This is a genomic window from Citromicrobium bathyomarinum (assembly GCF_038594605.1).
Lineage (GTDB): Bacteria > Pseudomonadota > Alphaproteobacteria > Sphingomonadales > Sphingomonadaceae > Alteriqipengyuania > Alteriqipengyuania bathyomarina_B.
In genome coordinates this window covers 1-24132 of the sequence record NZ_JBCFZM010000004.1, presented here as the reverse complement: position 1 = coordinate 24132, position 24132 = coordinate 1, and the positions used below count along the sequence as shown (strand labels likewise).

Sequence of the window (24132 nt, the reverse complement as noted above, 5' to 3'; positions counted from 1 at the left end):
TCTGGGCGGCGAGGGCAGAGATGGCTTAGCGGTCGCGCGGCTGCATTGACTCAGATCAAGAATGAAAAATGGCATGCCTGTTCGGGTAAATTTGATCCAGCGCAAAGACGGAGGGGCCAGGATGACTAGGCTGTCCCGCCATGTGGCCTTATTATCCAGAGCTGCTGGAGACGCCCGTTCCGCGTTATACCAGCTATCCGACCGCAGCGGACTTCGATCTTCTGCCCGCCTGTCATTATCGCACCGAGCTGGAGCGGACGCAGAGCGATGTTTCGCTCTATCTCCACATCCCGTTCTGCGAGCAGATTTGCTATTATTGCGGCTGCAATACCGGCAAGGCGAACAAGCGCCAGCGGCTCGAAAGCTATCTGCGTGCGCTTCACCGCGAAATCGAAACGGTCGCCGCGCTGTTGCCGCGCGGCACCCGGGTGGGCCGGGTCGCGTTCGGCGGGGGCAGCCCGAATGCCATCGCCCCGGTCGAGTTCCTGCGGCTGGTCGATGCGCTGACGATCCATTTCGAGATGGACGACCCGATCTTCTCGATCGAGCTCGATCCGCGCACGATGACCAAGGACTGGGCGCAGGTCCTCGGCGCCGTCGGGGTGGAGCGCGCCAGCCTCGGCGTGCAGACCTTTGCGACGCATTGCCAGCAAACGATCGGACGCGTTCAGCCCGAGGATCAGATCGTGCAGACGGTCGACTGGCTGCGCGAAGCGGGTGTGACCTCGCTCAATTTCGATCTCATGTACGGCCTGCCTGGTCAGTCGCTCGCCGATCTCGAAGACAGCATGCACCGCACCCGCGTGCTGGGCGCGGATCGCGTCGCGCTGTTCGGGTATGCGCATGTGCCGCACGTGGTGCCGCGCCAGCGGATGATCGACGCGAGCGACTTGCCGGGTCGCGATGCCCGCTTCGAAATGGCCGCGACCGGTTTCGGATACTTCCTCACCCACGGCTATCTGCCGGTGGGGTTCGACCATTTCGCGCGGGCCGGTGGCGATCCGTTGGCTGCGGCGGTGACGAGCGGTGGTCTGAAACGCAATTTCCAGGGCTTTACCGACGATCCCAGCGATGTGCTGATCGGTCTGGGTGCGTCCGCCATCAGTAGCTTCCCGGGCCTGATCGCGCAGAACGAAAAGAACTCGGGCCGCTACCGGATGCAGGCCGGCGAAGGCCATCTGACCGCCAACCGCGGGATCCACCGCACGGCGGACGACCGCTATCGCGGCGCCATTATCGAGCGATTGCTGTGCGAGGGGCGCAGCCGCGTCGGTGCACGAATGCTCTCGGAGGTTGCACCCAGGCTCGCCCCCTTCGTCGATCGGGGCCTCGCGAGCATCGACCGGGAGTGGCTGCGCATCGAGCCCGACGGGTTGCCCTACGCACGCACGATCGCATCGCTGTTCGATGCCTATCGCACGGTCTCGCCGCGCCAGTTCAGTTCTGCTGTGTAGGCAGGGTCGATGCGTGACAGGTCTGGCTAGGCTGCCGCGTCGACAGCGGAATTCGCGTCACCGCTCATCACGAAGATCCACAGCAGCACGCACGCGATCCATCCGCCGTTGAACAGGATCAGCGCAAGCCACACGGCACCGCGGGAGGCAGATTTCCTGGCCGAGGATCGAACGATCCCGCCGGGGCCTTTGCTCGAAAAAATCCGAGCCACATCGGGCAGGTGAAGCAACAGCCAGATACCCGCGATCAGACTGATTACGGCGAGAGCTCCCATAAGAGCGGGCAAGAGCCAGAGCGGCATGAAATTTCTCCTCAATCGATCTCTAGAACGCCGGATTCGGCAGAGCGCTTCCGGCAATTTCCGGCGTGACACGCTTTGGAGCAGTGATCGCGTCTTGGCGGTTCTCCGTCGCGCTCCAGCGGGATGGTGATTGACCCTCCCCCGCACAATCGCGCGGTGATGCTTTCATCGCCCGCAGGAAGGGGGCCGGTGATCATCGGGAGGAGCGCCACCAGCGCGGCCAGTTCACCGTTCATCGGGGCCTGCCTCGTCGTCGTCGATCAGGATGCGGACGGCGGCACCTTCCATATCGTCGTACTGGCCGTTGCGCATCGACCAGAAGAACGCAGCCAGTCCTGCCGCGCCGAGGCCCAGGGCGATGGGGATAAGGACGAACAGCGCGTTCATTCGGGTGCCTTTGCAAGGCGCAGAGAATTGCCGATCACGACGAGCGAGCTCAGGGACATGGCGATGGCCGCGATCAGCGGCGTGACCATACCCGATAGCGCAAGGGGTACTGCGCAGAGGTTGTAGGCAATCGCAAAGCCGAAGTTCTGGCGGACGACGCGCATGGTGCGCCGCGCGACCATCACCGCATGCGCGACCGGCATCAGCCGCTCCCCGATAAAGACCGCGTCGGCGACCTGCTGGCTGGCATCGCTTGCGGTGCCGGGGGCGATCGAGGCATGGGCTGCGGCAAGCGCAGGCCCGTCGTTGAGGCCGTCACCCACCATCAGCGGCTTGAACCCGTCCGCCTTCAATCGGTCGAGCTGGGCGAGCTTTTCCTGCGGCGAGACATTGCCGAGGCTTTCGAGCCCGAGTTCTTCCGCAACCTTCGCCAGCGGCGCGTTCCGGTCGCCCGAGAGGATGCGGCTTTCAATCCCGAGGCTGCGCAAGCGATCGATGGCCTGCGCGGCATCGGCCCGCAGCCGGTCGTCGAAACGGATCGGCCAGGCTTCATCGGCGATGACGAGTTCGACAGCCATATGCCCGTCGTCCGTTCGCGGGCGGCGCAAAGCGACCGCATCGCCTTCGTAAGTGGCAAAGACACCGTCGCCTGCAACCTCGCGCACGCCGTCGAGTTCGGTCGGGGCCATGCCCTGCGAGGCAAGCGCTTGCGCGATACTGCGGCTCAGCGGATGGCGGCTCGCCTGCGCCAGCGCGAGGGCTATGGGCAGCGCGCGCGTCGGCACCGAGGCCAGTTCCGCCTGCGGTTCGCCGAGGGTCAGCGTGCCCGTCTTGTCGAACACCGCGATATCGACTTCGGCCAGTCGTTCCAGCGCGCTGCCGTCCTTCACCAGGAGGCCGCGTTTGATGAGGGCGCCCGAGGCGACGACCTGTGCTGCGGGCACTGCGAGGCCCATTGCGCACGGGCAGGTGATGATGAGCACGGCGATGGCGATCACCAGCGACTGATGCCAGCCCGCGCCCGCGATCATCCAGCCGACGAAGGCCAGTGCGGCGAGCGTGTGGACCGCGGGCGCGTAGAGGCGCGAGGCCCGGTCCGCGATCCGTACGTAGCGGCTGCGCGACTGGCCCGCCTCTTCCATCAGGCGCGCGATCTCGGCGAGCGCGGTATCCTGCGCGGCGGCGGTAATCCGCACCCGCAACGGCGCGAGCATGTTGATCGCGCCGGCATGCACCTGTTCGCCGACACCTGCGGGTGCGGGCGTGCTCTCCCCGGTCAGCATCGAATTATCGAGCGCACTCTCGCCATGTTCGATGGTCCCGTCGGCGGCGAGGGACTCTCCGGCGGCAACCAGCATCACCATGCCGGGGGCGAGCAGGTCTGCAGCAACCCGTTCGGTCGAACCATCGGCGTGCAGTACGCTCGCATTGCGCCCGATCCTGTTGAGGAGCGCGCCAACGCCTGCGCGGGTCCGGCTGCGCATTTCCGCATCGAGGGCGCGGCCCGCCAGCAGGAAGAAGAGCAGCATGGTCGCGCCGTCGAAATAGGCGTGATCGCCACCGATCGCGGTTTCGTAGAGGCTGAGCCCGGTGGCCAGGAGCACGCCGATCGAAATCGGCACGTCCATATTGGTCTGCCTGTGCCGCAGCGCCTTGAGCGCAGAGCCGAAGAATGGCCGCCCCGCATAGACGATCACCGGCAGCGCGATCAGCGCGGAGAGCCAGTGAAAGAGTTCGCGCGTGGCCCCATCGGCACCGGCCCAGACGCCAACCGACAGCAGCATGATGTTCATCATGCCGAAGCCTGCGACGGCGAGAGCCTTGAGCAGTTCGCGATCCCGCGTCACTTCCTGAACCGGCATTGCCGCCACTGCTTGAGCCTCGAAGCCCAGACGCTGTAGCGAATCGATCAGATCGAGGTCGTCGAGCTTCGGGTCGTGGCTGATGACGACGCGCTTTGCGGAAAGATTGACTCGCGCGGTTTCGATTCCCTCGACCGCGCTCAGCCCCTGTTCCACCTTGGCGATGCAGCCCGAGCAGCGCATCCCCGGCACGGCCAGGGTCGTGTGGCCGAGCGGCTGGCTATCGCCAGGAGACAAAGACGCGTGCGCATTCACGGGATGCTGGCCTCGACGATGCGTTTCTGGCCGCCATGTTCAAGCTTCACGCGGAGCGTCCAGCGATCTGCGTCGAGCGGCTCTTGCGAAACGAAGTCGCCGTTCCAGCCTTTTGCGAAGGTGAGGTCGCGGACCTCGCGTTTCCCGAGGGGGCGCCGCGCGATTGCACTGACCGAGATATCCTCGGGTGTGCCCATGGTGGTCACCTCCACCAGCCCATCGTCGCGCCGCGACACCGATGCTTCCCAGCCGGTCGCCTCCTGCTGCCGCGCCTCTTCCAGCCACTCATTGTATTTCTGGCTGGCGACATAGGAGTTTTCGACCACCACGCCGCCGAAACCGCCGGTGGCGAGCGAGGCCATGTAGAAGTTCACGGCGATGACGATGCCGAAGCCGCCGATCAGGGTTGCCGCCATATGCTTGCCGGTAAACGTGCGCATCATGATCCTCCTGCCGGTGCGTCGAAGCGGGTTTCGACGATGTCGGTTTCCTGCTGCTCGTCGAGCGAGGTCAGCCGGAAACTGAATTCGCGCGAGGTCGTATCGCTCGGCGCCATCACATAGGCGCGCACGGTGCGAATCTGATCGGCCGGCACGTTGAAAGTGAGGCTGGGTGCCGCTTCGCGGGCGTTGATCGTGTCGGTCCACATCCGTGCCCCGGGCAGGCCTTCGATGACGACCTCCATCTCGCGCGGGCGGCTTTCCATGTTGCGCAGCTTGAGCGTGTAGGAATTGCGGACCGAGCCGTCGCTCAGCAGCATGAAGGGCGGGTTGCGATCGGGCGCGACCGTCAGATCGGTATGCGTGCGCGTGCCGAGTGCGAAGAGCAGTCCTGCGCCAATGCCGCCCCAGACGCCGAAATAGACGAAGGTGCGCGGGTGCAGCAGGGCCTTCCAGGCAGGCTTGGGCTCCTGCCCCTGCGCTTCCTCGCGGCACCCTTCCAGCGTGGCGTAGTCGATCAGCCCGCGCGGACGCCCGATGTCTTTCATCACCCGGTCGCAGGCATCGATGCACAGCGCGCAGGTAATGCAGCCGATCTGCGGGCCCTCGCGAATGTCGATCCCGGTGGGGCATACGGCGACGCACTGGTTGCAATCGATGCAGTCGCCGTAATGCTCGGGGTCTTTCTTCGCCTTCTTCAGGCTGCCGCGCGGTTCGCCGCGCCAGTCCTTGTAGGTGACGATCAGCGATTTTTCGTCGAGCATCGCGGTCTGGATGCGCGGCCAGGGGCACATGTAGATGCATACCTGCTCGCGCATGAAACCGCCGAGCGTGAAGGTGGTCAGCGTCAGGATGCCGACGGTGATGTAGGCGACAGCCGGCGCCTGCAGCGTGAAGAAGTCCGTGAACAGCGTCGGTGCGTCGGCGAAATAGAGGATCCACGCGCCGCCCGTCGCCAGACTAATGACGAGGTAGATCGACCACTTGAAGCCGCGCCGGGCGATCTTCTTCGGCCCCCAGGGTGCCTTGTCGAGCCGCGCGCGTGCATTGCGGTCGCCGTCGACGAAGCGGTCGACGTGCTGGAACAGATCGGTCCACACCGTCTGTGGGCAGGCATAGCCGCACCACGCCCGACCGACCGCGCTGGTGACGAGGAAGAGGCCGATCCCCGCCATGATGAGCAGACCGGCGACGAAGTAGAATTCGTGCGGCCAGATCTCGATTCCGAACATGTAGAAACGGCGATTGGCAAGATCGACCAGCACCGCCTGATCGGGCGCGAAGGGCCCGCGATCCCAGCGGATCCACGGCGTGAGGTAATAGATCGCCAGGGTGACGAACATCACGAACCATTTGAACCGGCGGAAGGGCCCGTCGATCCGCTTGTTATGGACCGCCTTGCGCTTCTCGTAGAGCTTCTCCGGCAGTTCGGTACGCGGCGGCTCCTTGGGTTCGTGCCGCCGCGTCGTTGCGCCCGGCTGGGCTACCGCGCTGGAGACGGGATCATTGGTCTTGGCGACCCCGTCTTCCAGCATGATTGACCAGTCGCGCCCTTCGTTGTCGGGGTCAGGGTTGTTCATCGACCTCTACCTCGGGATTGTCTGCGACCTCTACGAAGTCTTCGCCTCCCCCGAGCGAGTGAACATAAGCGGCAAGCATCTTGATCGTCACCGGGTCGAGGCGCTCGCCCCACGCGGGCATCGCGCCCATGCGAGGGTTGAGGATCTGACGCTTGAGATCCGCACGGTCGCCGCCGCGCAGCCAGATCGCATCGCTCAGGTTCGGTGCGCCCACGTCGCGTCCGCCCTTGGCCTGCGGCCCGTGACAGGCCGCGCAATTATCCGCGAACACCTGTGCGCCTGCGCTGCTGGGCTGCGCCTTGCCGCTCAGCGACAGGACATGGTCGACGACCGCGTCGAGCTGGGCATCGCTCAGCGCACCCGCGAACGGGGGCATCTGGCTGAACCGGGTCTCATCGTCTTCGGGCCAGCGGACCCCGTGCGTGATCGTATATTCGATCGCCCGCAGATCGCCGCCCCACAGCCAGGCGTCGTCGTTGAGGTTCGGATAGCCGAGCTTCTGATCGCCCGCGCCGCCCGAGCCGTGGCACTGGCTGCAATTGACCTGGAAAGCGGCCCGGCCGCCTGCGACGGCCCGCGCCATCAGCTCGCTATCGTCGGGAACCCGTTCGATCGGGGTTCTTGCCAGCTGCTCGCGGAAACCGGCCTGAGCCTGGTCGACGACGCGCATTTCCTCCGCCAGTTCGCCCCGGCTCGACCAGCCGAGCACGCCGTCGGTCGCTTTCTCGACCATCGGCCATGCGGGGTAGAGGATGACGTAGACGATGGCGAAGATGATGGTGAGATAGAACGTCCACAGCCACCAGCGGGGCAGGGGGGTGTTCAGCTCTTCGATACCGTCCCATTCGTGGCCGACGGTTTCGGTGTTGGTTGCCTCGTCGATGCGCTTATTCGCCATCGGCCTCGTCCTTGAAAATAGAGTGGGCTGCTTCGTTCACGCGGCGCTTGCCGTTGGGCCTGAAGGGCCACAGGCAGAACGCGAGATAGATCAGCAACATGGCCAGCAGGCCGAAGCTGTCCGCGAAATGCCGGAGTTCTTCGTAAAAGGTCATCGGCCCTTCTCCTCGGCCAGCTCCTCGAGCGGGGCACCGCTTTCGAAATCGACGAGTGTGCCCAGCATCTGAAGGTAAGCGATCAGTGCATCCATCTCGGTCACGCGATCGGGGTTGCCGTCGAAATCGCGGATCTGTGCCTTGGGATAGCGCTGCGCGAGATCCTCCGGCGCGATATCGGGGTCGGCTTGCGCGAACAGGTCTTGCTCGGCCAGTTCGAGATCGCGTTCGGTGTAGGGCACGCCTACCATCTGGAGCGTGCGGAGCATTGCCCGCGCATCGGCGATCTTCAGGTCGCGCTCTGCCAGGAACCCGTATTTGGGCATGATGCTTTCGGGCACCACGCTGCGCGGGTTCTCGAGGTGCTGGACATGCCATTCGTCCGAATAGCGCCCGCCGACACGTGCCAGGTCGGGCCCGGTCCGCTTCGATCCCCACTGGAAGGGGTGGTCGTACATGCTCTCTGCGGCGAGGCTGTAGTGGCCGTAGCGCTCCACCTCGTCGCGGAACGGGCGGATCATCTGGCTATGGCACGAATAGCAGCCCTCGCGGATGTAGATGTCGCGGCCCGCCTGTTCGAGAGGGCTGTAGGGGCGCATCCCCTCGACCTCCTCGATCGTGTTGTCGATCCAGAACAGCGGGGCGATCTCCACTGCGCCGCCGATTGCGACGGTCACGAAGGTGGCGACCGCGAGCAGCGTGATGTTCCGTTCAAGCTTCTTGTGTTTTTCGGTCAGGCTCATCGCAGGTTCCTATTCGGCCGGCACGCTGTCGGGACGGGCCTCGGGCCGCGAACCGACGATCGGCTTGTCTTTTGCGGGATCGTAGCTGGCGTTGGTCAGGGGCGCTTCGTCGCGCAGCTTTCCGGCCAGCGTCATCCAGACGTTGTAGGTCATGATGAGTGCACCGGAGAGGTACAGCAGGCCCCCCGTCATCCGCATGATGTACATCGGGTGGAGCGCGGCGACGGTGTCGGCGAAGCTGTTCACCAGGTAGCCGTCGGCTCCGTATTCCCGCCACATCAGACCCTGGGTGATACCCGCGACCCACATGCTGCCGGCGTAGAAAACGATCCCCAGCGTCGCGAGCCAGAAGTGCCAGTTGATCATCCGCAGGCTGTACATCCGGTCACGGTGCCAGAGCCGCGGGAACAGGTAGTACAGGCAGGCGAAGGTGATCATCCCGTTCCAGCCCAGCGCGCCGGAATGGACGTGGCCGATGGTCCAGTCGGTATAGTGGCTCAGCGAGTTGACCGCCTTGATCGACAGCATCGGCCCTTCGAAGGTGCTCATGCCGTAGAAGGCGAGGGCCATCACCATCATGCGGATGATCGGATCGGTGCGGACCTTGTCCCATGCCCCGTTCAGGGTCATCAGGCCGTTGATCATCCCGCCCCAGCTCGGCATCCACAGCATGATCGAGAAGACCATGCCCAGCGTCTGCGCCCAGTCGGGCAGCGCGGTGTAGTGCAGGTGGTGCGGACCCGCCCAGATGTAGAGGAAGATCAGCGACCAGAAGTGGATGATCGACAGCCGATAGGAGTAGATCGGTCGCTCTGCCTGCTTGGGCACGAAGTAGTACATCATGGCCAGGAAGCCCGCGGTCAGGAAGAAACCGACCGCGTTGTGGCCGTACCACCACTGGGTCAGCGCATCCTGCACCCCGGAAAAGGCGCTGTAGCTGCGCGAGCCGAGGAAGCTGACCGGCACCGCCAGGTTGTTGACCACGTGCAGCATCGCGACGGTCACGATGAAGGCGAGGTAGAACCAGTTGGCGACGTAAATGTGCGGCTCGTTACGCTTGAGCAGCGTGGCGACGAACACCGCCAGATAGGCCACCCAGACGATCGTCAGCCACAGGTCGACGTACCATTCCGGCTCGGCATATTCCTTGGACTGCGTGACGCCGAGGACATAGCCGGTCGCCGCGAGCACGATGAACAGCTGGTAGCCCCAGAAGACGAACCGGGCGAGGCTGGGCAGTGCCAGCTGCGCGCGGCAGGTGCGCTGCACAACGTAGAAGCTCGTCGCCAGCAGCGCATTGCCGCCGAACGCGAAGATCACCGCCGAGGTGTGCAGCGGGCGCAGACGCCCGAAATTGAGGTAGGGTTCGACGTTCAGCCAGGGGAAGGCCATCTGCGAGGCGATGAAGACGCCCGCGAGCAGGCCGACCACGCCCCAGAACATCGTCGCGATGGCACCCCAGCGGACGATCTCGTCATCATATTTCGTTGGCGTGTCCGGCATTTTGAAGAACGTGCGGCCACCGCCCACGGGGTCGAACCGCCCCGCGGTGACCCAGATCATCACGAATGCGATGACCCCGATGATGGCCGCCTGTGCTGCAAAGCCCGTGTCCTTGGCGTTTACGAACACGGCCAGAGACAGGAGGAGCAGGACAAACCATAGTCCGACTCTCCCCAGCGCTGCTTCGATTTTCATGGATTGCCCCTTCCGTTTGGCAGCCGGTTAAGGCTGCCCGGATTTGAACGCATTGATCGAGATCAAATTTTGAAAAATTTAGGCTGCGACAGGCATTTGCCCTGCTGCATGGGCCAGCCCTTCCCAGTCGAGGATCGTCACGAGAGAGCGACCGCTCGTCTCGATCAGGCCGAGGTTGCGCATCTCGCTGAACTGGCGGCTCACCGTTTCTATCGTCAGGCCGAGGGAGTCGGCGATCTCGTTGCGCGACATCGGCAGGTGGATCGTCTCGGGCGGATCGTCGGGGCGGCTCCCGCGCTCGAACATGTCGAGCAGGAAGCCCGCCAGCCGCTCGCGCGCGGAACGGGTGCCGAGCATGATGGCGTTTTTCCGGCTGCGGCCCAGCGCAAGCATGGTCTGCTCGATCGCCAGCCGCAGCAGGGCGCAATCCTGGCCCGACGCCGCGAGCAGGCTGTTCGCCGGGATCACCAGCAACTCGCTTGGCTCGAGCGCGATCAGCGAAAAGTTACGCTGCCCTCCGCCCGGCACATGGATGATTTCGCCCGGAAAGCCGAAGGCGACGATCTGTTCGCGCGAGGCTGAAAGATAGGCAACCAGCTTCGCGGCGCCCTTCGCCACATAGACGAAGTGATCCTCGTCATTGTCGAAACCGGCATGGTCCTGCGCACCCAGATCGAGCGCGAAAGCCTCGTGCCGGAGCCGCAGGATATCCGCGTCCGTCATGTGGTTCGGCAGGACACGGCGGTCGAATTCGCCGAATAATTCGCTGAAAGCCGTCATGGCTAAGGTCCTCTTTGACAGGACCCCGCACTAGAGCGCGGCGCAGCGGTCACGCATTGATGCAGATCAAACGCCGCAGGTTTCGTGAAAAGCCCCGCAATCGCCGCCCCCGGCAAACTTCTTTCGCGATGTTTGATCCAGATCAAAGCGGCTGGCGGGAGTGCCTTTAAGGTCCGAATCCGGGTCGATGCAACTGCAACAAGAGCAATCGGAGGCGTCGGTGAGGATCCTGTTCGTACACCCCAATTATCGCTCTGGCGGTGCGGAAATCGCCGGAACGTGGCCGCCTGCATGGGTCGCCTATCTCTCCGGTCCTTTGAGGCGGGCGGGCTTCACCGACATTCACTTCATCGATGCAATGACCGAAGACGTCGCCGACGATGAATTGCAGCGCCGGATGGAAGAGTTGCAGCCCGATGTCGTGGGGACCACCGCGATCACACCGTCGATCTACGCGGCCGAGCGCGTTCTCGAAATCGCCGCGCTTGCGGTGCCTGATGCGGTGCGCGTGCTGGGCGGCGTGCATGCGACCTTCATGTACAAGCAGGTGCTCGCCGAAGCGCCGCATATCGACGTGATCGTTCGCGGCGAGGGGGAAGACATCGCGGTCGATCTGTTCACCGCGATCGACGAAGGGCGCTGGCCTGCCGATCGCGCCGCGATCCGCGGGCTCGCCTACCGCGACGGCGACTCGATCGTCGCCACGCCCGCCGCCGACACGATCAAGGACATGTCGACCCTCAAGCCCGACTGGACGATCCTCGACTGGGATCGGTACATCTATCTGCCGCTGGACACCAAGGTAGCGATACCCAATCTTGCCCGAGGCTGCCCCTTCACCTGCTCGTTCTGCTCGCAGTGGAAGTTCTGGCGCGATTATCGCGTGCGCGATCCGAAGGACGTCGTCGACGAGATCGAGCAGCTGCACACCGAACACGGCGTCGGCTTCTTCATCCTCGCGGACGAGGAGCCGACGATCAATCGCAAGAAATTCATCGAGTTCTGCCAGGAACTGATCGACCGGGGCCTGCCGGACAAGGTCAAGTGGGGCATCAACACCCGCGTGACCGACATCTATCGCGACCGCGAATTGCTGTCTTTCTACCGGCGCGCGGGGCTTGTCCACGTCAGCCTCGGCACCGAGGCCGCCGCGCAGATGAAGCTCGACCGGTTCAACAAGGAAACCAAGGTCGAGGAGAACAAGCAGGCGATCCGCCTGCTGCGCGAGGCAGACATCTTCGTCGAGGCGCAGTTCATCGTGGGGCTCGACAACGAAACGCCCGAAACGCTCGAAGAGTCCTACAAGATGGCATGGGACTGGCAGCCCGACCTCGCCAACTGGGCGATGTACACGCCGTGGCCGTTCACCCCGCTGTTCGAGGAGATCAGGGATCAGGTCGAGATCCACGATTTCAGCAAGTACAATTTCGTCACCCCGATCATGAAGCCCGCCGCGATGGAGCGGGGCGAACTGCTCAACGGCGTGATGAAGAACTACCGCCGGTTCTACATGCAAAAGGCGCTGCTCCATTATCCATGGCGTGGCACGGGCTTCCGGCGGCGCTACCTCCTCGGCTGCCTTTACGCCTTTCTGCGCGCGGGATTCCGGCGGACTTTCTACGATCTCGGCAAGGCGGGTTACTGGGGGCCGCAGACTGCAAAGCAGGTCGACTGGCACTTCGATGCAAGCCGCAACGTTGCAGCCGATGCGGCGACCGACTGGCAGACCAACGCCGACCGCGCCGCGCAGGCGAAAGTCCGGCGCGAGGCAGTGCGCAAGCAGATGAAGGAGCGGGGCGAAGCCCGCGCGGCGGAGCGGCAGCCGGACCGGATCGTTGTATCCTGAGCGCGCCCTTGGCACGCAGGATACGGCAGCGTTAGCGGATGAGAACGCACCTGCGCTGATCGGTCCGCATGCGGTGATCCATGCAGCCGAAGTTCTGCAGGAGAGCTTCGGGGCGCTCGCCTGCCAGACCGTCCTCGCTCATGCGCGGATCGAGACCCTGCCAAGCGGGGAGTGCATGATTCCGGAAATCGAGGCGTTGCGGCTGCATCGCTGGATGGCGATGTGGGACCCGGTCGCATGCTTCGATGTGGCGGAGGAAGCGGCTCGAAGGACGGCGGACTACATCATCGCGAACCGCATGCCAGCGCTGGCGGTGTGGCTCTTGCGGCACTTGCCCGCACAGCTCGCGGCGCTGATTCTGATACGGGCGATCGGGCGCCATGCCTGGACATTCGCGGGGGCGGGCCGCTTTACCCCTCATGGGCCATGGGCGTTCACGATAGATCGCAGCGCGGTCGACGATCTGGTCCGACCGCCCGAGACACTCTCGATCTGGTACGCTGCGGTCTTTGCGCGCCTTTATCAGCGGCTGGTCGATCCGGGTTGCCAATGTTCGCGCCTGAGCACTGGTTCGGCGAACCCCTCGATCTTCCGCTTCGGTATTGTCCGACGCGGTGCGCCGCAGGACTTACATAGGCGGGCGGAACCTCGCTAATCCGGCTGCGCATTCCCGACAAATGGTGGAATGCGGAACAGGGCGCTCGGTGGTCCGTAGTGCTGGTATTCCCAGCGCGAAAGGCATGCCGATGGCCAATCCTCCGACTCCGCCCCTTGTGAAAATTGTGCTCGATTGCTGCGCTGGCCTCACGGCATTGGCCGGAGGGGCACGATAGGATGGCGCAAGCGAGCAACAGCGAAGGCGCGCAGGCCACGATCGGCATCAACGGGTCGCAGCACCCGGTTCCCGCGGACCCGCGGGTCAGCCTGCTCGACATGTTGCGCCATCAGGTCGGGCTGACCGGGACCAAGAAGGGCTGCGACCACGGCCAGTGCGGGGCCTGCACGGTTCTGGTCAACGGCGTGCGGATCAACAGCTGCCTCACGCTGGCGGTGATGCACGATGGCGACGAGGTGACGACCATCGAAGGGCTCGGCACGGCGGAAAAGCCCTCCGCGATGCAGCAGGCCTTCGTCGACCACGATGCGTATCAATGCGGCTATTGCACCCCGGGCCAGATCTGCTCCGCCACCGCGATGCTCGAGGAAATCGCCGCCGGGTGGCCGAGCGACGCGAGCGAGAACATCGACGGCCCGATCGAGGCAAGCGCGGACGAAATCCGCGAACGCATGAGCGGCAATATCTGCCGCTGCGGCGCCTATGCGAACATCGTCGATGCGATCCGCGAACAGGCGAAGGGAGATGCGGCATGAGGCCCTTCGAATATAGCCGCGCGGATAACCGCGATCACGCAAGCCAGCTTGCCGCGCAAGACAAGGCCCAGGCGATTGCGGGCGGGACCAACCTGCTCGACCTGATGAAGCTGCAGGTCGAAACGCCGGACGAGTTGGTCGACATCGGCCGCATCGGGCATCGTGAGATTGAAGATACCGAGCAGGGCGGTCTGCGGATCGGCGCGCTCGCCACCAATACCGAGACCGCCGTGCATCCGCGCGTGCGCGCCGATTACCCGGTGCTCGCCCGCGCGATCCTGGCCGGGGCCACCCAGCAGCTGCGCAACCGCGCGACGACCGGCGGCAATCTGTGCCAGCGCACGCGCTGCTATTACTTCACCAATATCGACCAGCCCTGCAACAAGCGCGAGCCGGGTTCGGGCTGCGGCGCGATTGAGGGTGTTGCGCGGCTGCACGCCGTGCTCGGCACCAGCAACCAGTGCGTCGCGACCTACCCCGGCGACATGGCCGTCGCGCTCAGCGCGCTCGACGCGCAGGTCGAGATCGCGACGGGCGATGGCGGCAGCCGGAGCGTTCCCGTGCGCGATTTCCATCGCCTGCCCGGCGATACGCCGTGGAAAGATAATGTGCTGGAAACGGGCGAGCTAATTACCGGCGTGACCCTGCCGAAACCGGTCGCGGGAACGCAGATCTATCGCAAGGTGCGCGAACGTTCGTCCTACGCCTTCGCCCTGTGCTCGGTCGCGGCGATTGTCGCGATGGAGGGCGACGAGATCGCCCGCGCGGACCTCGCGTTCGGCGGGCTCGCCCACAAGCCGTGGCATGATCCGCAGGTAGGCGAGGTGCTGGTTGGCCATCGGCCAAGTGCCGAGCTTTTCGACGAGGCCGCCAACGTGCTGCTGCGCGATGCGCGCGGCTATGGCGAAAACGATTTCAAGATACCGCTGGCTCGCCGTACTCTCGCGGCCGTGCTCGCCGAAGCGACGGGGGTGGAATTGTGAGCGCGCATATGAAGCAGGACGAGCCGGTCAACGACAACCGTCTCGACGATATGAAGCAGGGCGTGCTCGGCGCGCCGACGCACCGGATCGAAGGCCTGCTCAAGGTCACCGGGACCGCGCCTTATGCTGCCGAATACAAGGTGGATGACTGCCTCGAAGGCGTGATCGTCACCGCGACGATTGCCAAGGGTGAGGTGACGGCGATCGACCGCGATTCCGTGATGTCGATGCCCGGCGTCGTGGCCGTGATCGACCACCCCTCGCTCACCGCCCGCCCCGCGCAGGGCACTGCCGGCGAAGCGCCCGCGCAGCCCGCCCGCGAAGTCGGCTATTTCGGTCAGCCTATTGCGACGGTCGTTGCCGAAACCTTCGAACAGGCGCGCGACGCGGCCAAGCATCTTGGCGTCACCTATCGCGCAGACGAAAATGTCCCCTTCGATCCCGAAGCGGTCGAGGCGGAAGCGCAGGACGGAGCGACCTCCCAGGGCGATCTGGCCCATGCGATGAAGGAGGCTGCGGCCTCGATCGACGTGACCTACCGCACCGAAGGTCATTCCTCCGCCGCGATGGAGCCGCATGCGGCTATCGCGCAGTGGGACGGGGACACGCTGACGGTGTACGCCTCGCTGCAGATGCTGAACTACAACATCGCCGAACTGGCGGATTCGCTGGGGCTGGAGGAAGACAAGGTGCGGCTGATTGCGCGCTATGTCGGCGGCGGGTTCGGATCGAAGCTCGGCATTAGTGAAGAGACTGTGGCTGCCAGCGTCGCCGCGATGGAGCTCGGCCGCCCGGTCCGCGTGGTAATGAGCCGCCAGCAGGTGCTCCAGTGCATTATGCGCCGCTCCGAAACGCGCCAGCGCTTCCGGCTTGCCGCGGGCGAGGATGGCAGGCTGACCGGCTTCGGTCACGCGGCGCGCGTCTCCAACCTGCCGGGCGAAAGCTTCGCCGAGCCCGTGCTGCAATCGAGCGAGTTTCTCTACGCGGGCGAAAACCGCGAGCTGAGCCTCGAGGTGGCGCGCATCCATCGGATGACCGCCGGCTCGGTCCGCGCTCCGGGCGAGGCAGTGGGCATGCCCGCGCTCGAATGCGCGATGGATGTGCTGGCCGAAAAGCTGGCCATCGACCCCGTCGAACTGCGGCTGCGCAACATTCCCGACAAGCATCCCGCCGAGGGACTGCCATTTTCTTCCCACAAGCTTGCCGAGTGCCTGAAGCAGGGCGCCGGGGCTTTCGGTTGGGAAAGCGGCGCGCGTTCGCCGCGCCATACGCGCGACGGCGAATGGTGGGTCGGCAGCGGCATGGCGAGTGCTGCGCGCGTCCACAATGTCGGCGAAGCGAAGGCGCGCGTGACGCTGAAGGCCGATGGCACCGCGCTCGTCCAGACCGACATGACCGACATCGGCACCGGCACCTACACCATCCTCGCGCAGATGGTGGGCGAGATGCTGGGCCTGCCGACTGAGAAGGTGCTCGTAGAACTGGGTGACACCCGCCATCCGCGCGGGCCGGGTTCCGGCGGCAGCTGGGGCGCATCCTCGATCGGCTCGGCGGCCTACGTCGCGTGCAACGCGATCCGCGAGACTCTGGCCGAGCGTGCCGGAGTGGCCGAAGGCGAACTCGAACTGAAAGACGGCAAGGTTGCAAGCGGTGCGACGCTGGTCGACTTGCTCGATGGCAGCGATCTGGTCGAGGAAGGCCACTACGAACCGGGCGACGTATCCGAGGATTATACCGCCGCCGGATATGGTGCCTTCTTCGCGACGGTCAGGGTCAATCGCTTTACCGGCGAAACCCGCGTGCAGCGCATGCTCGGCGCGTTCGGCTTCGGGCGGGTGCTCAACCCCACAACCGCGCGCTCGCAATGCCTGGGAGGCATGACCTGGAGTATCGGCGCAGCGTTGACCGAGTCGATGCTGTTCGATCCCGTCGACGGCCATCTCGCCAATTGCGACCTTGCGGAATACCACGTGCCGGTGAACCGCGACGTTCCTGAACTCGACGTGCTGATGGTCGAGGAACGCGATGGCGCGGCCAGTCCGATCCAGGCCAAGGGCATCGGCGAGCTGGGCATGTGCGGCGGTGCGGGCGCGATCGCCAATGCGATCTACGATGCGTGCGGCGCGCGGATTTTCGAGTTTCCGATGACGCCCGACCGCGTGATCGCCGCAATGCCCGATTGAGCGTGACCGTTGCCGAAACGCTCTGCGATCCTTGCGTGGATCACGAGGCGCTGAGCGCTGCGCGTTCGGATGGCGTCGGCCTGTGCACGATCGTCGGCATCGAGGGCGGATTTTCCCGCCGCCTCGGCGCGCAGATGGCGGTGCTGCCCACGGGCCGAACGGTCGGATCGCTTTCGGACGGCTGCCTCGAACGTCAACTGGCGAGCGATCTGGCGCAATGCGACGCGCCGCGAGTAGTGCGCTATGGCCGGGGCTCCTCGAGAATCGATTTCCGCCTGCCATGCGGCGGCGGGATCGATGTGCTCCTAGATCCGACGCCCGACCGGGCTGGAGTTCGAAGGGCCATCAAAGAGCTTGCTGCACGGCACCTAACGTATCTCGACCTCCCGGCCCCTTCGCCACTGCGCCGACGCCGTTATCTCCCGTCGCTACGCCTTCGCGTTTTCGGCGAGGGGCCCGAGATCGACGCAGTGGAGCGGATCGCCGAGGCGGCGGGTGTCGACTCGCAAATCGTGCCGAAGAGCGCGCTCTCGCTGGGCAATTCCAGCAAGCTGCCGCCGGTCGATGCGTGGACTGCGGTTCTGCTGCTGTTCCACGACCACGAGTGGGAGGTGCCGCTGATCGAAGAGGCGTTGTCGGGCGATGCGTTTTACATCGGCGCGCAGGGCGGCGAGAATGCGCGGCTGGCGCGCGTGGCGGAACTGATGCGCCGGGGCATCGATGAATCCGAGATTGCGCGGCTCAGAAGTCCGATAGGTGCGGTGCCCGGCTGCAAGACGCCCCACGCACTCGCGCTATCCGCCATGGCGGAAATCGTCGGCCTGTACGACTCGCTGCATGACCGCGATTGACCCATCGGTCGCGTGCATCCTGCTCGCTGCAGGCAGCGCGCGAAGGTTTGGCGGAGGCAAGCTTTACGCACCGCTTGGCGGGCGGCCACTATGTGAATGGGCGGCGGGCAGACTGGAAGCGGCTGGCTTTGTCAGCCGATACCTGGTGGTGAAGGGCGGGGACGATCCTCATCCCGGGCGACCCGGCTGGCAACTGGTCGAAAATCCATCGGCTGAAGAGGGGATTGCCAGTTCGATCCGCGCGGGCGTCCTTGCCGCAGCGGGCCATGCGCGGGTCGTCATCGCGCTGGCCGACATGCCCTTCATCGATCCGAACCACCTCGCAGCGCTTGCGGGCGGCGAAGGCACCCTCTTCACGCGCTTTCCCGAGGGGCGTCCCGGATGCCCGGCTGCGTTTCCGGCGGATGCCTTCCCCGATCTTCTCGAATTGCGCGGCGACCGGGGCGCGGCGGCGCTTTGTGCGTCACTGGGCGGCACGACCAGGACGTCGCCCGGTGGTGCCTCTGCGACCTTCGATGTCGATAGCGACGCCGACCTCACAAAGGCGGAGCAAATGCTGCGCCGCGAGCCTGCTCTTTACCTCGATCAGAGGCCGCCGAACTTGCCCGCCCGATAGTCGCGGATCGCTTCGACGATCTCCGCTTCGCTGTTCATCACGAAGGGGCCGTGCGCGACCGTCGGCTCTCCGATGGGATCGGCGTGGCCGAACAGGATCAGGCAGCCATCTTCGCTCGAAACCTCGATGCTGTCGCCGTCTTCGAGCTTCGCGAGATTATGCTCTGGCACAGTGGTCTCGCCGATACGGCAAGCGCCGCGGACCGTGTAGAAAAGCACCGAACGCCCCACCGGAGCGTCGAGCACCGCGTGGCTGCCCGCGTCCATCTCGACCGTGGCTAGCGTCACGCCAGTCAGCGATGCGATGGGCGCATCCTGCGTACCCGACACGGCTCGCATCACGACGCCAGCCGAAATTTCGCTCTCGGCAATCTGCGATGCGGTGACCGGTATATAGTTCGGCTCGGTCATCTTGAGCCGGGCAGGGAGGTTGACCCACAGCTGCAGGATCTCAAGCGGGCCGCCGGTTTGCTTGAACGCTTCGGGAGACAGCTCGGCATGGACGAGCCCGCTGCCCGCGGTCATCCACTGCACGCCGCCTGCCTCGACCACGCTCTCGCCCGATCCGCTGTCGTGATGCGCAAGGCTTCCGTCGAGGATAAAGGTGACCGTCTCGAACCCGCGATGCGGATGCGGGCCGAAGGGCAGCCCGTTATTGTTCGCCGAATAGGTCTGTGGCCCGTGATGGTTGAGGAACAGGAACGGGTCGACCTGATCCAGGCCATGGCCCGGCACCGGGCGACGGGTCACCAGATCCTGAATGTCGTCGCGCATCGCCTGATGCAGCGAAGTGATTTTTCGCTTGGTCATTCGCCGGTTCCCGGGATCAGTGGTTCGGGACCGGTCGGCACGATCCCGTGCGGATTTATCCGCTCGTGGCTTTCGTAATAATGGTGCTTGATATGGCGGAAGTTGACGGTGTCCGCCACCCCGTCGAGCGCGTAGAGCCGCCGCGTCAGGGCCGCGAGGTTGGGGTAGTCGGCGATCCGGCGGAGATTGCATTTGAAGTGGGTGTAATAGACCGGATCGAAGCGGATCAGCGTGGTCCACAGGCGGATATCGGCTTCGGTCAGCCGGTCGCCCACCAGCCAGTCATGCCCTTCCAGCCGCGCTTCCAGATCGTCGAGCGTTTCGAACAGCGGCCCGACCGCCCTGTCATAGGCATCCTGCGTCGTCGCGAAGCCTGCCTTGTAGACGCCGTTGTTGACGGCATCGTAGACCCGCTCGTTCAGATCGTCGATCTCGTCCCGCAGCCCCTCGGGGTAAAGGGCGAGGTCGTTGGCACCGCATCCGTCGAACGCGGTGCCCAGCATTCGGAGGATGTCCGCGCTCTCGTTGTTCACGATGGTCTCGGTCTTGGTGTCCCACAGCACGGGCACGGTCACATGGCCCGAATAGTCGGACTTCGCATGCGTATAGAGCTGGTGGAGATGATCTGCGCCGATCGCGGGATCGCCGGTCACGCATTCGCCTTCGCGGAACGACCAGCCGCCATCCTTCATCAGCCAGTGGACCACGTTCAGCTCGATCGCGTCGGTGAGCCCTTTCAAGTGCCGTGCGACATTGGCGCGGTGCGCCCAGGGGCAGGCGAGGCTGATGTAGAGGCGGTAGCGGCCGGGCTCCGCCGCGAACCCGCCATCGCCGGTGGGGCCGGGCGATCCGTCGGGCGTGATCCAGTTGCGAAAGGCGCTCTCGTCGCGCTCGAACTCGCCGGTATCCTCGTCGTTATGCGCCCATTCGTCGTGCCAGGTGCCGTTCTTGAGAAAACCCATGATGTGCAAAGCTCCTTCGGAGGGTGTGTCTTACAGGGTGAACCAGGGCGAAGGGGGATGGTTTCAGCGCCCCCGATTTGCTCATGAGAATGCGTTGCAATTACACGTTGCCGTTACTAGACGGCCCGGATGTCGCGCGGCGCAATCCGATTCTGGTATGTGGTTCACAAGTGGAGCAGCCTGATCCCCACGGCGTTCCTACTGCTGCTGTGCGTCACCGGGCTGCCGCTCATCTTTCATGACGAGATCGATGCGGCCTTCTCTCACGATTACGACAGCACGCTGTCCGGTGCTCCCTCCTCGGAAGGCGGCCTTCCGCTCGACACGATGCTCGACAAGGCGCTGGCCGAACGCCCCGGCGAAGTGCCGCTGTTCATGGCTTTCAGCCAGGAAAGTCCGCTGCTGACGGTCACCACCGGGCCGAGCGCCGATGCGCCGGGCGACAAGATGACCCTGCTGTTTTTCGACCGGGCCACCGGCGCTTCGCTCGGCCCCGCACCCTCGGGCGGGGTGATGGACGTGATCCTCGAATTGCATACCGACCTGATGCTGGGCCTGCCCGGCATGCTGTTCCTCGGCGTGATGGGGCTGAGCTTCGTCGTTGCGCTGATCTCGGGCGCCGTCCTCTACGCGCCCTTCATGCGCAAGCTCGGCTTCGGGACGCTGCGGCTGGAGAAATCGAGGCGCGTGGCGCGGCTCGACCAGCACAACCTGCTCGGCATCGTGACGCTCGCCTGGGCGCTGGTGATCGGCCTGACCGGCGCGATCAACGCCTTCGCCGATCCGCTGACCGATAGCTGGCGCAACACGCAGGTGGCGCAGATGACGGGCGCCTACGAAGGCGCTGCCCCGCTCGATCCAGCGGACTACGGATCGCTCGATGCGGCGATGGCGTCGGCGCGCGAAGGCCTGCCGGGCCGAAATCCGCAGTTTATCGGCTTTCCGGGCGGCGCGTGGTCCTCCGCCCACCATTACGCGATATTCTTCCAGGGCGACCGGCCGGTGACGCAATATCTGCTCACGCCCGCGCTGGTCGATGCGCGCGACGCCACGCTGACCGACGTCGCGACCATGCCCGCGCTCAACCAGGCGCTGATGATGTCCAAGCCGCTGCATTTCGGCGATTATGCGGGCCTGCCGCTCAAGATCGTATGGGCGCTGCTGACGCTCGCGACGATCTGGGTGCTGTGGACCGGCATCCTGCTGTGGTTCAAGCGGCGCCCCGGCGCGATCGACCGCCGCATCGTCGAGATCGACCGTGGCGGGGAGCGGAGGGTGCCCGCATGAGCGCACAACGCCCGTCCGGTCGTCGCACCCGCAGCATCGGAGCAATCTTCGCCTGGCCGCTGCTCATCGGAATGCTGAGCCTCGTCGGCCTCGTCATCGGCCTGACCGGCGATGGCGCGCGCGACGTGATCGCGTGGCTCCTGCTTGGATCGACCATCGTCGCGATTGCCATAGCCATTCTGCGGGCCCGCAAGCCCGGACACCTTTCACGCGAAAACCCAACAGGAAAGCCTACCCCATGATCCTGCGTTACCACTTGCCTGCCTTCGTCATCGCGACCGCACTCGCTGCGCCTGCCATCGCGCAAGATGCGCAGACCGAAGCCGAGACGGGCGAAAATATCGTCGTCACCGCCCAGCGGGTGAATGCCAGCGCGGTGGAGAATGCGGGCAGCGCAGGCGTGTTGGGCGACAAGCCCGCCGAAGACCTGCCCTTCGCGGTGCGCACCTACGACGAAAGCCTGATTCTCAACCAGCAGCCGCTCTCGCTGGGCGAGGTGCTGGAGAACGATCCGACGATCCGTTCCTCTTACGCCTTCGGCAATGCGGCAGAGCTGTTCGTCAGCCGCGGTTTCGCCTTGTTCGGCGACGATATTGCCACCAACGGCCTCTACGGCATCACCCCGCGCCAGCTGGTCGCACCCGAACTGCTCGGTGGGGTCGAGGTGCTGGGCGGCGCGAGCGCGTTTCTCAACGGTGCGGCGCCGGGCGGCTCGGGCATCGGCGGCAGCGTGAACCTGCGCCTCAAGCGGGCAGAGAGCGACCTTACACGCGTCACCGCCGGTTTCCGCGAAGCCTCGCGCTTCGGCGGCAGTGTCGATGTCGCCCGCCGCTTCGGTGATGCAGACCAGTTCGGCGTGCGCGTGAACGGTGCCTACCGCGATGGCGAGACCGCCATCGATGGCGAGGACCGCCGCACACAGGTGATCGGCGCGAGCTTCGACTATGACGGCGGCAACCTGCGCGCCGCACTGGACCTTGCCTATCAGGGCATCCGGGTCGACAATCTGCGGCCCAAGGTCACGATCTCCAGCACCGCGATCCCTGCGGTGCCCGAAGCCGACGCCAACTACGCGCAGGACTATACCTATACCGAGCTCGACGAGCTGTTCGGCACGCTGAGCCTCGAATACGATCTCGCGCCCAATGCCATGATCTACGCCAAGGCAGGCGCGCGCGAGGGCGACGAGGAAGGCGTCTATGGCGGGATCACCGTGACCGACGCCGCGACTGGCGACGGCACCAGCGGCTTCCACTCCTACATCCCGTTCAAGGCGAGCAATCAGGCGGTAGAAGCGGGCCTGCGCGTGCTGCTGGGCAGCACGATCACGCAGGAGATCAATTTCGGCGGCAACATGATCTGGCAGGAAGATCGCACCGCCTATGATTTCTACTCCGCCTTCCCCACCAATCTCTACGATCCGGTGCAGGTCTCGCCGCAGCCGACCGCCTTTGCAGGCGGCGATCTCGACGATCCGTACCCGATCGCCAAGCGCCGCCTGATGAGCGCCTTTGCGTCCGACACCTTCGGCTTCTTTGACGATCGCGTGATGCTGACCGGGGGCTTGCGCCTCCAGGCGATCCGGCAGGAGAGCTATAGCTATTTCGGCGGCTCGCTGGACACCCGCTACGACGAGAACGCGGTCACCCCCGTCGTCGGTTTGGTAGTGAAGCCGGTGAGCGGCCTGTCGCTCTACGCCAACCGGATCGAGGCGTTGCAGCAGGGGCCTACCGCGCCGCTCGACCCGGCGCTGGTGAGCAACCCGGGCACATCGCTCGCCCCGCGTAAGTCCACGCAATACGAAGTCGGCGGCAAGGTCGGCTTCGGCGGCCTGTTCGCGACGCTCGCCGCCTATCGGATCGAGCGGCCGGGCGAGGGCGTGCTGCCGTCGGGTGAGTTCGGCTATCTGGGCGATCAGCGACATCAGGGCATCGAGTTCACGCTGAACGGCGAAGTGACGCCCGGCCTGCGCCTGATCTCGGGCGTGGCCTATACCGACGCCGATCTGCAGGGCGGCGCGAGCGTGCCCGGCGTGCCCGAATTCGCCGCCAATGCCGATGTCGAATGGGACCTGCCCTTCGTGCCCGGCATCACGCTGACCGGCCACGTGGTCCACACCGGCGAGCAGTTCGTCGATGCGGCCAACACGCTCGAGATCGACAGCTGGACCGTGTTCGACCTTGGCGCGCGCTATGTCTTCGCGGCTGGCGACGTCCCCGTCACCCTGCGGGTCGCGGTCGAGAATGTGGCGAACGAGCGCTATTGGGCGTCGGCCTTCGATACCTTCTCGAATGCGCTGCTGCAGGGCCGCCCGCGCACGGTTCGCGCCTCGATCTCAGCCGACTTCTAAGCCTGGGCGGGGCGGCGGCGCGTGGTCCGTGCGCCGCCCCGACGGACCTCGCGCGGAAAGTCAGAGGGTGGGCACCGGGCGCACGGCGTAGGAAAAACGCCAGTCGCGCAGGTCTTCGCTCAGCAAATTGGCGGTTTCCTGCGTGATCTCCAGCAGCTCTTCATAAAGCGGCGGAGCGGCCGAACATGCCCCGTTGCCGCATAGGTCGGAGCGGGCGATCAGCACATCAATCTTGCGTTCCAGCTCCAGCAATTGCGAGCGGGTTTCGAGCGATCGGCGGGCGAAGCGTTCGTAGTCCCCGTGATAGCGGATACCCGCCGC

Annotated in this window: 24 protein-coding genes; 11 read left to right on the top strand and 13 right to left on the bottom strand. The window is 65.1% G+C overall.

Features of this window, described 5'->3' with window-relative positions:
- The first annotated feature begins 140 nt into the window (after positions 1–140).
- Positions 141–1454, top strand: a complete 1314-nt coding sequence (locus tag AAG612_RS14315) for a radical SAM protein (protein WP_342511272.1) — start codon at positions 141–143, stop codon at positions 1452–1454.
- A 26-nt stretch (positions 1455–1480) separates the two neighbouring features.
- Here AAG612_RS14315 and AAG612_RS14310 read toward each other — a convergent pair whose 3' ends face one another.
- From AAG612_RS14310 to AAG612_RS14265, 10 genes are all read right to left on the bottom strand, one after another.
- Positions 1481–1756 (bottom strand): hypothetical protein, encoded by a 276-nt coding sequence (locus AAG612_RS14310; protein WP_342511271.1) that lies wholly within the window; start codon positions 1754–1756, stop codon positions 1481–1483.
- Positions 1757–1981: 225 nt separating this feature from the next.
- The gene (gene ccoS / locus AAG612_RS14305; RefSeq protein ID WP_342511269.1) at positions 1982–2143 is read right to left on the bottom strand and encodes a cbb3-type cytochrome oxidase assembly protein CcoS; all 162 of its coding nucleotides are present in this window, start codon (positions 2141–2143) and stop codon (positions 1982–1984) included.
- Positions 2140–4260 (bottom strand): heavy metal translocating P-type ATPase, encoded by a 2121-nt coding sequence (locus AAG612_RS14300; RefSeq protein WP_342511267.1) that lies wholly within the window; start codon positions 4258–4260, stop codon positions 2140–2142. Before AAG612_RS14300 ends, ccoS begins: the two co-directional genes overlap by 4 nt.
- A complete protein-coding gene (locus tag AAG612_RS14295) occupies positions 4257–4703 on the bottom strand; it encodes a FixH family protein (RefSeq protein WP_342511265.1) in 447 nt (148 codons plus the stop codon). Before AAG612_RS14295 ends, AAG612_RS14300 begins: the two co-directional genes overlap by 4 nt.
- Positions 4700–6280: a cytochrome c oxidase accessory protein CcoG gene (gene ccoG, locus AAG612_RS14290; RefSeq protein WP_342511263.1), complete on the bottom strand. Its 1581-nt coding sequence runs from the start codon at positions 6278–6280 to the stop codon at positions 4700–4702. The genes AAG612_RS14295 and ccoG overlap by 4 nt, the downstream gene beginning before the upstream one ends.
- The gene (gene ccoP, locus AAG612_RS14285) at positions 6267–7178 is read right to left on the bottom strand and encodes a cytochrome-c oxidase, cbb3-type subunit III (protein ID WP_342511261.1); all 912 of its coding nucleotides are present in this window, start codon (positions 7176–7178) and stop codon (positions 6267–6269) included. Before ccoP ends, ccoG begins: the two co-directional genes overlap by 14 nt.
- Positions 7168–7332, bottom strand: coding sequence for a cbb3-type cytochrome c oxidase subunit 3 (locus AAG612_RS14280; RefSeq protein ID WP_342511259.1), 165 nt, complete (start codon positions 7330–7332; stop codon positions 7168–7170). The genes ccoP and AAG612_RS14280 overlap by 11 nt, the downstream gene beginning before the upstream one ends.
- Positions 7329–8075, bottom strand: a complete 747-nt coding sequence (gene ccoO / locus AAG612_RS14275; protein WP_342511257.1) for a cytochrome-c oxidase, cbb3-type subunit II — start codon at positions 8073–8075, stop codon at positions 7329–7331. Before ccoO ends, AAG612_RS14280 begins: the two co-directional genes overlap by 4 nt.
- Before the next feature lie 9 nt (positions 8076–8084).
- Complete coding sequence (gene ccoN / locus AAG612_RS14270) at positions 8085–9773, bottom strand: cytochrome-c oxidase, cbb3-type subunit I (protein WP_425341867.1); 1689 nt, start codon at positions 9771–9773, stop codon at positions 8085–8087.
- 78 nt (positions 9774–9851) lie between these two features.
- The gene (locus tag AAG612_RS14265; protein WP_342511256.1) at positions 9852–10553 is read right to left on the bottom strand and encodes a Crp/Fnr family transcriptional regulator; all 702 of its coding nucleotides are present in this window, start codon (positions 10551–10553) and stop codon (positions 9852–9854) included.
- Positions 10554–10740: 187 nt separating this feature from the next.
- On the opposite strand from AAG612_RS14265, the gene bchE reads away from it, so the two are divergent.
- The 7 genes from bchE to AAG612_RS14230 all read left to right on the top strand — a co-directional run bounded on the left by bchE (position 10741) and on the right by AAG612_RS14230 (position 18403).
- Positions 10741–12399 (top strand): magnesium-protoporphyrin IX monomethyl ester anaerobic oxidative cyclase, encoded by a 1659-nt coding sequence (gene bchE / locus AAG612_RS14260; protein WP_342511254.1) that lies wholly within the window; start codon positions 10741–10743, stop codon positions 12397–12399.
- Complete coding sequence (gene bchJ / locus AAG612_RS14255; RefSeq protein ID WP_342511252.1) at positions 12389–13054, top strand: bacteriochlorophyll 4-vinyl reductase; 666 nt, start codon at positions 12389–12391, stop codon at positions 13052–13054. Before bchE ends, bchJ begins: the two co-directional genes overlap by 11 nt.
- Positions 13055–13233: 179 nt before the next feature.
- A complete protein-coding gene (locus tag AAG612_RS14250; protein WP_342511250.1) occupies positions 13234–13770 on the top strand; it encodes a 2Fe-2S iron-sulfur cluster-binding protein in 537 nt (178 codons plus the stop codon).
- A complete protein-coding gene (locus tag AAG612_RS14245) occupies positions 13767–14753 on the top strand; it encodes an FAD binding domain-containing protein (protein ID WP_342511248.1) in 987 nt (328 codons plus the stop codon). The genes AAG612_RS14250 and AAG612_RS14245 overlap by 4 nt, the downstream gene beginning before the upstream one ends.
- Before the next feature lie 8 nt (positions 14754–14761).
- Positions 14762–16936 (top strand): xanthine dehydrogenase family protein molybdopterin-binding subunit, encoded by a 2175-nt coding sequence (locus tag AAG612_RS14240; RefSeq protein WP_342511245.1) that lies wholly within the window; start codon positions 14762–14764, stop codon positions 16934–16936.
- A gap of 2 nt (positions 16937–16938) precedes the next feature.
- Entirely contained in the window at positions 16939–17787 is an 849-nt protein-coding gene (locus tag AAG612_RS14235; protein ID WP_342511244.1) for an XdhC family protein, read from the top strand.
- Positions 17774–18403 (top strand): nucleotidyltransferase family protein, encoded by a 630-nt coding sequence (locus AAG612_RS14230; protein ID WP_342511242.1) that lies wholly within the window; start codon positions 17774–17776, stop codon positions 18401–18403. Before AAG612_RS14235 ends, AAG612_RS14230 begins: the two co-directional genes overlap by 14 nt.
- Here AAG612_RS14230 and AAG612_RS14225 read toward each other — a convergent pair.
- Both AAG612_RS14225 and AAG612_RS14220 read right to left on the bottom strand, forming a co-directional pair.
- The gene (locus AAG612_RS14225; RefSeq protein ID WP_342511240.1) at positions 18373–19212 is read right to left on the bottom strand and encodes a pirin family protein; all 840 of its coding nucleotides are present in this window, start codon (positions 19210–19212) and stop codon (positions 18373–18375) included. The two genes, AAG612_RS14230 and AAG612_RS14225, sit on opposite strands and share 31 nt — an antisense overlap.
- Positions 19209–20174, bottom strand: coding sequence for a glutathione S-transferase family protein (locus AAG612_RS14220; protein ID WP_342511239.1), 966 nt, complete (start codon positions 20172–20174; stop codon positions 19209–19211). The genes AAG612_RS14225 and AAG612_RS14220 overlap by 4 nt, the downstream gene beginning before the upstream one ends.
- A gap of 129 nt (positions 20175–20303) precedes the next feature.
- Here AAG612_RS14220 and AAG612_RS14215 point away from each other — a divergent pair, with 129 nt between their 5' ends.
- The 3 genes from AAG612_RS14215 to AAG612_RS14205 are packed head-to-tail and all read left to right on the top strand — an operon-like array spanning position 20304 to position 23811.
- A complete protein-coding gene (locus AAG612_RS14215) occupies positions 20304–21461 on the top strand; it encodes a PepSY-associated TM helix domain-containing protein (protein WP_342511237.1) in 1158 nt (385 codons plus the stop codon).
- Positions 21458–21703, top strand: coding sequence for a hypothetical protein (locus AAG612_RS14210; protein WP_342511235.1), 246 nt, complete (start codon positions 21458–21460; stop codon positions 21701–21703). The genes AAG612_RS14215 and AAG612_RS14210 overlap by 4 nt, the downstream gene beginning before the upstream one ends.
- Positions 21700–23811, top strand: coding sequence for a TonB-dependent receptor (locus tag AAG612_RS14205; RefSeq protein ID WP_342511234.1), 2112 nt, complete (start codon positions 21700–21702; stop codon positions 23809–23811). Before AAG612_RS14210 ends, AAG612_RS14205 begins: the two co-directional genes overlap by 4 nt.
- A gap of 60 nt (positions 23812–23871) precedes the next feature.
- Here the strand turns inward: AAG612_RS14205 and AAG612_RS14200 are convergent.
- Positions 23872–24132 (bottom strand): hypothetical protein (locus tag AAG612_RS14200; protein ID WP_342511232.1); only part of this gene is annotated, 261 nt, incomplete at its 5' end.

Bases quoted from the DNA above. Each gene is read 5' to 3' on its own strand.
- AAG612_RS14315 (WP_342511272.1), top strand. From the start codon at position 141: ATGTGGCCTTATTATCCAGAGCTGCTGGAGACGCCCGTTCCGCGTTAT.
- AAG612_RS14220 (WP_342511239.1), bottom strand. From the start codon at position 20,174: ATGGGTTTTCTCAAGAACGGCACCTGGCACGACGAATGGGCGCATAAC.
- bchE (WP_342511254.1), top strand. From the start codon at position 10,741: ATGCAACTGCAACAAGAGCAATCGGAGGCGTCGGTGAGGATCCTGTTC.
- ccoO (WP_342511257.1), bottom strand. From the start codon at position 8,075: ATGAGCCTGACCGAAAAACACAAGAAGCTTGAACGGAACATCACGCTG.
- AAG612_RS14310 (WP_342511271.1), bottom strand. From the start codon at position 1,756: ATGCCGCTCTGGCTCTTGCCCGCTCTTATGGGAGCTCTCGCCGTAATC.
- AAG612_RS14225 (WP_342511240.1), bottom strand. From the start codon at position 19,212: ATGACCAAGCGAAAAATCACTTCGCTGCATCAGGCGATGCGCGACGAC.
- ccoN (WP_425341867.1), bottom strand. From the start codon at position 9,773: ATGAAAATCGAAGCAGCGCTGGGGAGAGTCGGACTATGGTTTGTCCTG.
- AAG612_RS14295 (WP_342511265.1), bottom strand. From the start codon at position 4,703: ATGATGCGCACGTTTACCGGCAAGCATATGGCGGCAACCCTGATCGGC.
- AAG612_RS14215 (WP_342511237.1), top strand. From the start codon at position 20,304: ATGTCGCGCGGCGCAATCCGATTCTGGTATGTGGTTCACAAGTGGAGC.
- AAG612_RS14245 (WP_342511248.1), top strand. From the start codon at position 13,767: ATGAGGCCCTTCGAATATAGCCGCGCGGATAACCGCGATCACGCAAGC.
- AAG612_RS14205 (WP_342511234.1), top strand. From the start codon at position 21,700: ATGATCCTGCGTTACCACTTGCCTGCCTTCGTCATCGCGACCGCACTC.
- ccoP (WP_342511261.1), bottom strand. From the start codon at position 7,178: ATGGCGAATAAGCGCATCGACGAGGCAACCAACACCGAAACCGTCGGC.
- ccoS (WP_342511269.1), bottom strand. From the start codon at position 2,143: ATGAACGCGCTGTTCGTCCTTATCCCCATCGCCCTGGGCCTCGGCGCG.
- AAG612_RS14230 (WP_342511242.1), top strand. From the start codon at position 17,774: ATGACCGCGATTGACCCATCGGTCGCGTGCATCCTGCTCGCTGCAGGC.
- AAG612_RS14210 (WP_342511235.1), top strand. From the start codon at position 21,458: ATGAGCGCACAACGCCCGTCCGGTCGTCGCACCCGCAGCATCGGAGCA.
- AAG612_RS14265 (WP_342511256.1), bottom strand. From the start codon at position 10,553: ATGACGGCTTTCAGCGAATTATTCGGCGAATTCGACCGCCGTGTCCTG.
- ccoG (WP_342511263.1), bottom strand. From the start codon at position 6,280: ATGAACAACCCTGACCCCGACAACGAAGGGCGCGACTGGTCAATCATG.
- AAG612_RS14240 (WP_342511245.1), top strand. From the start codon at position 14,762: ATGAAGCAGGACGAGCCGGTCAACGACAACCGTCTCGACGATATGAAG.
- AAG612_RS14250 (WP_342511250.1), top strand. From the start codon at position 13,234: ATGGCGCAAGCGAGCAACAGCGAAGGCGCGCAGGCCACGATCGGCATC.
- AAG612_RS14280 (WP_342511259.1), bottom strand. From the start codon at position 7,332: ATGACCTTTTACGAAGAACTCCGGCATTTCGCGGACAGCTTCGGCCTG.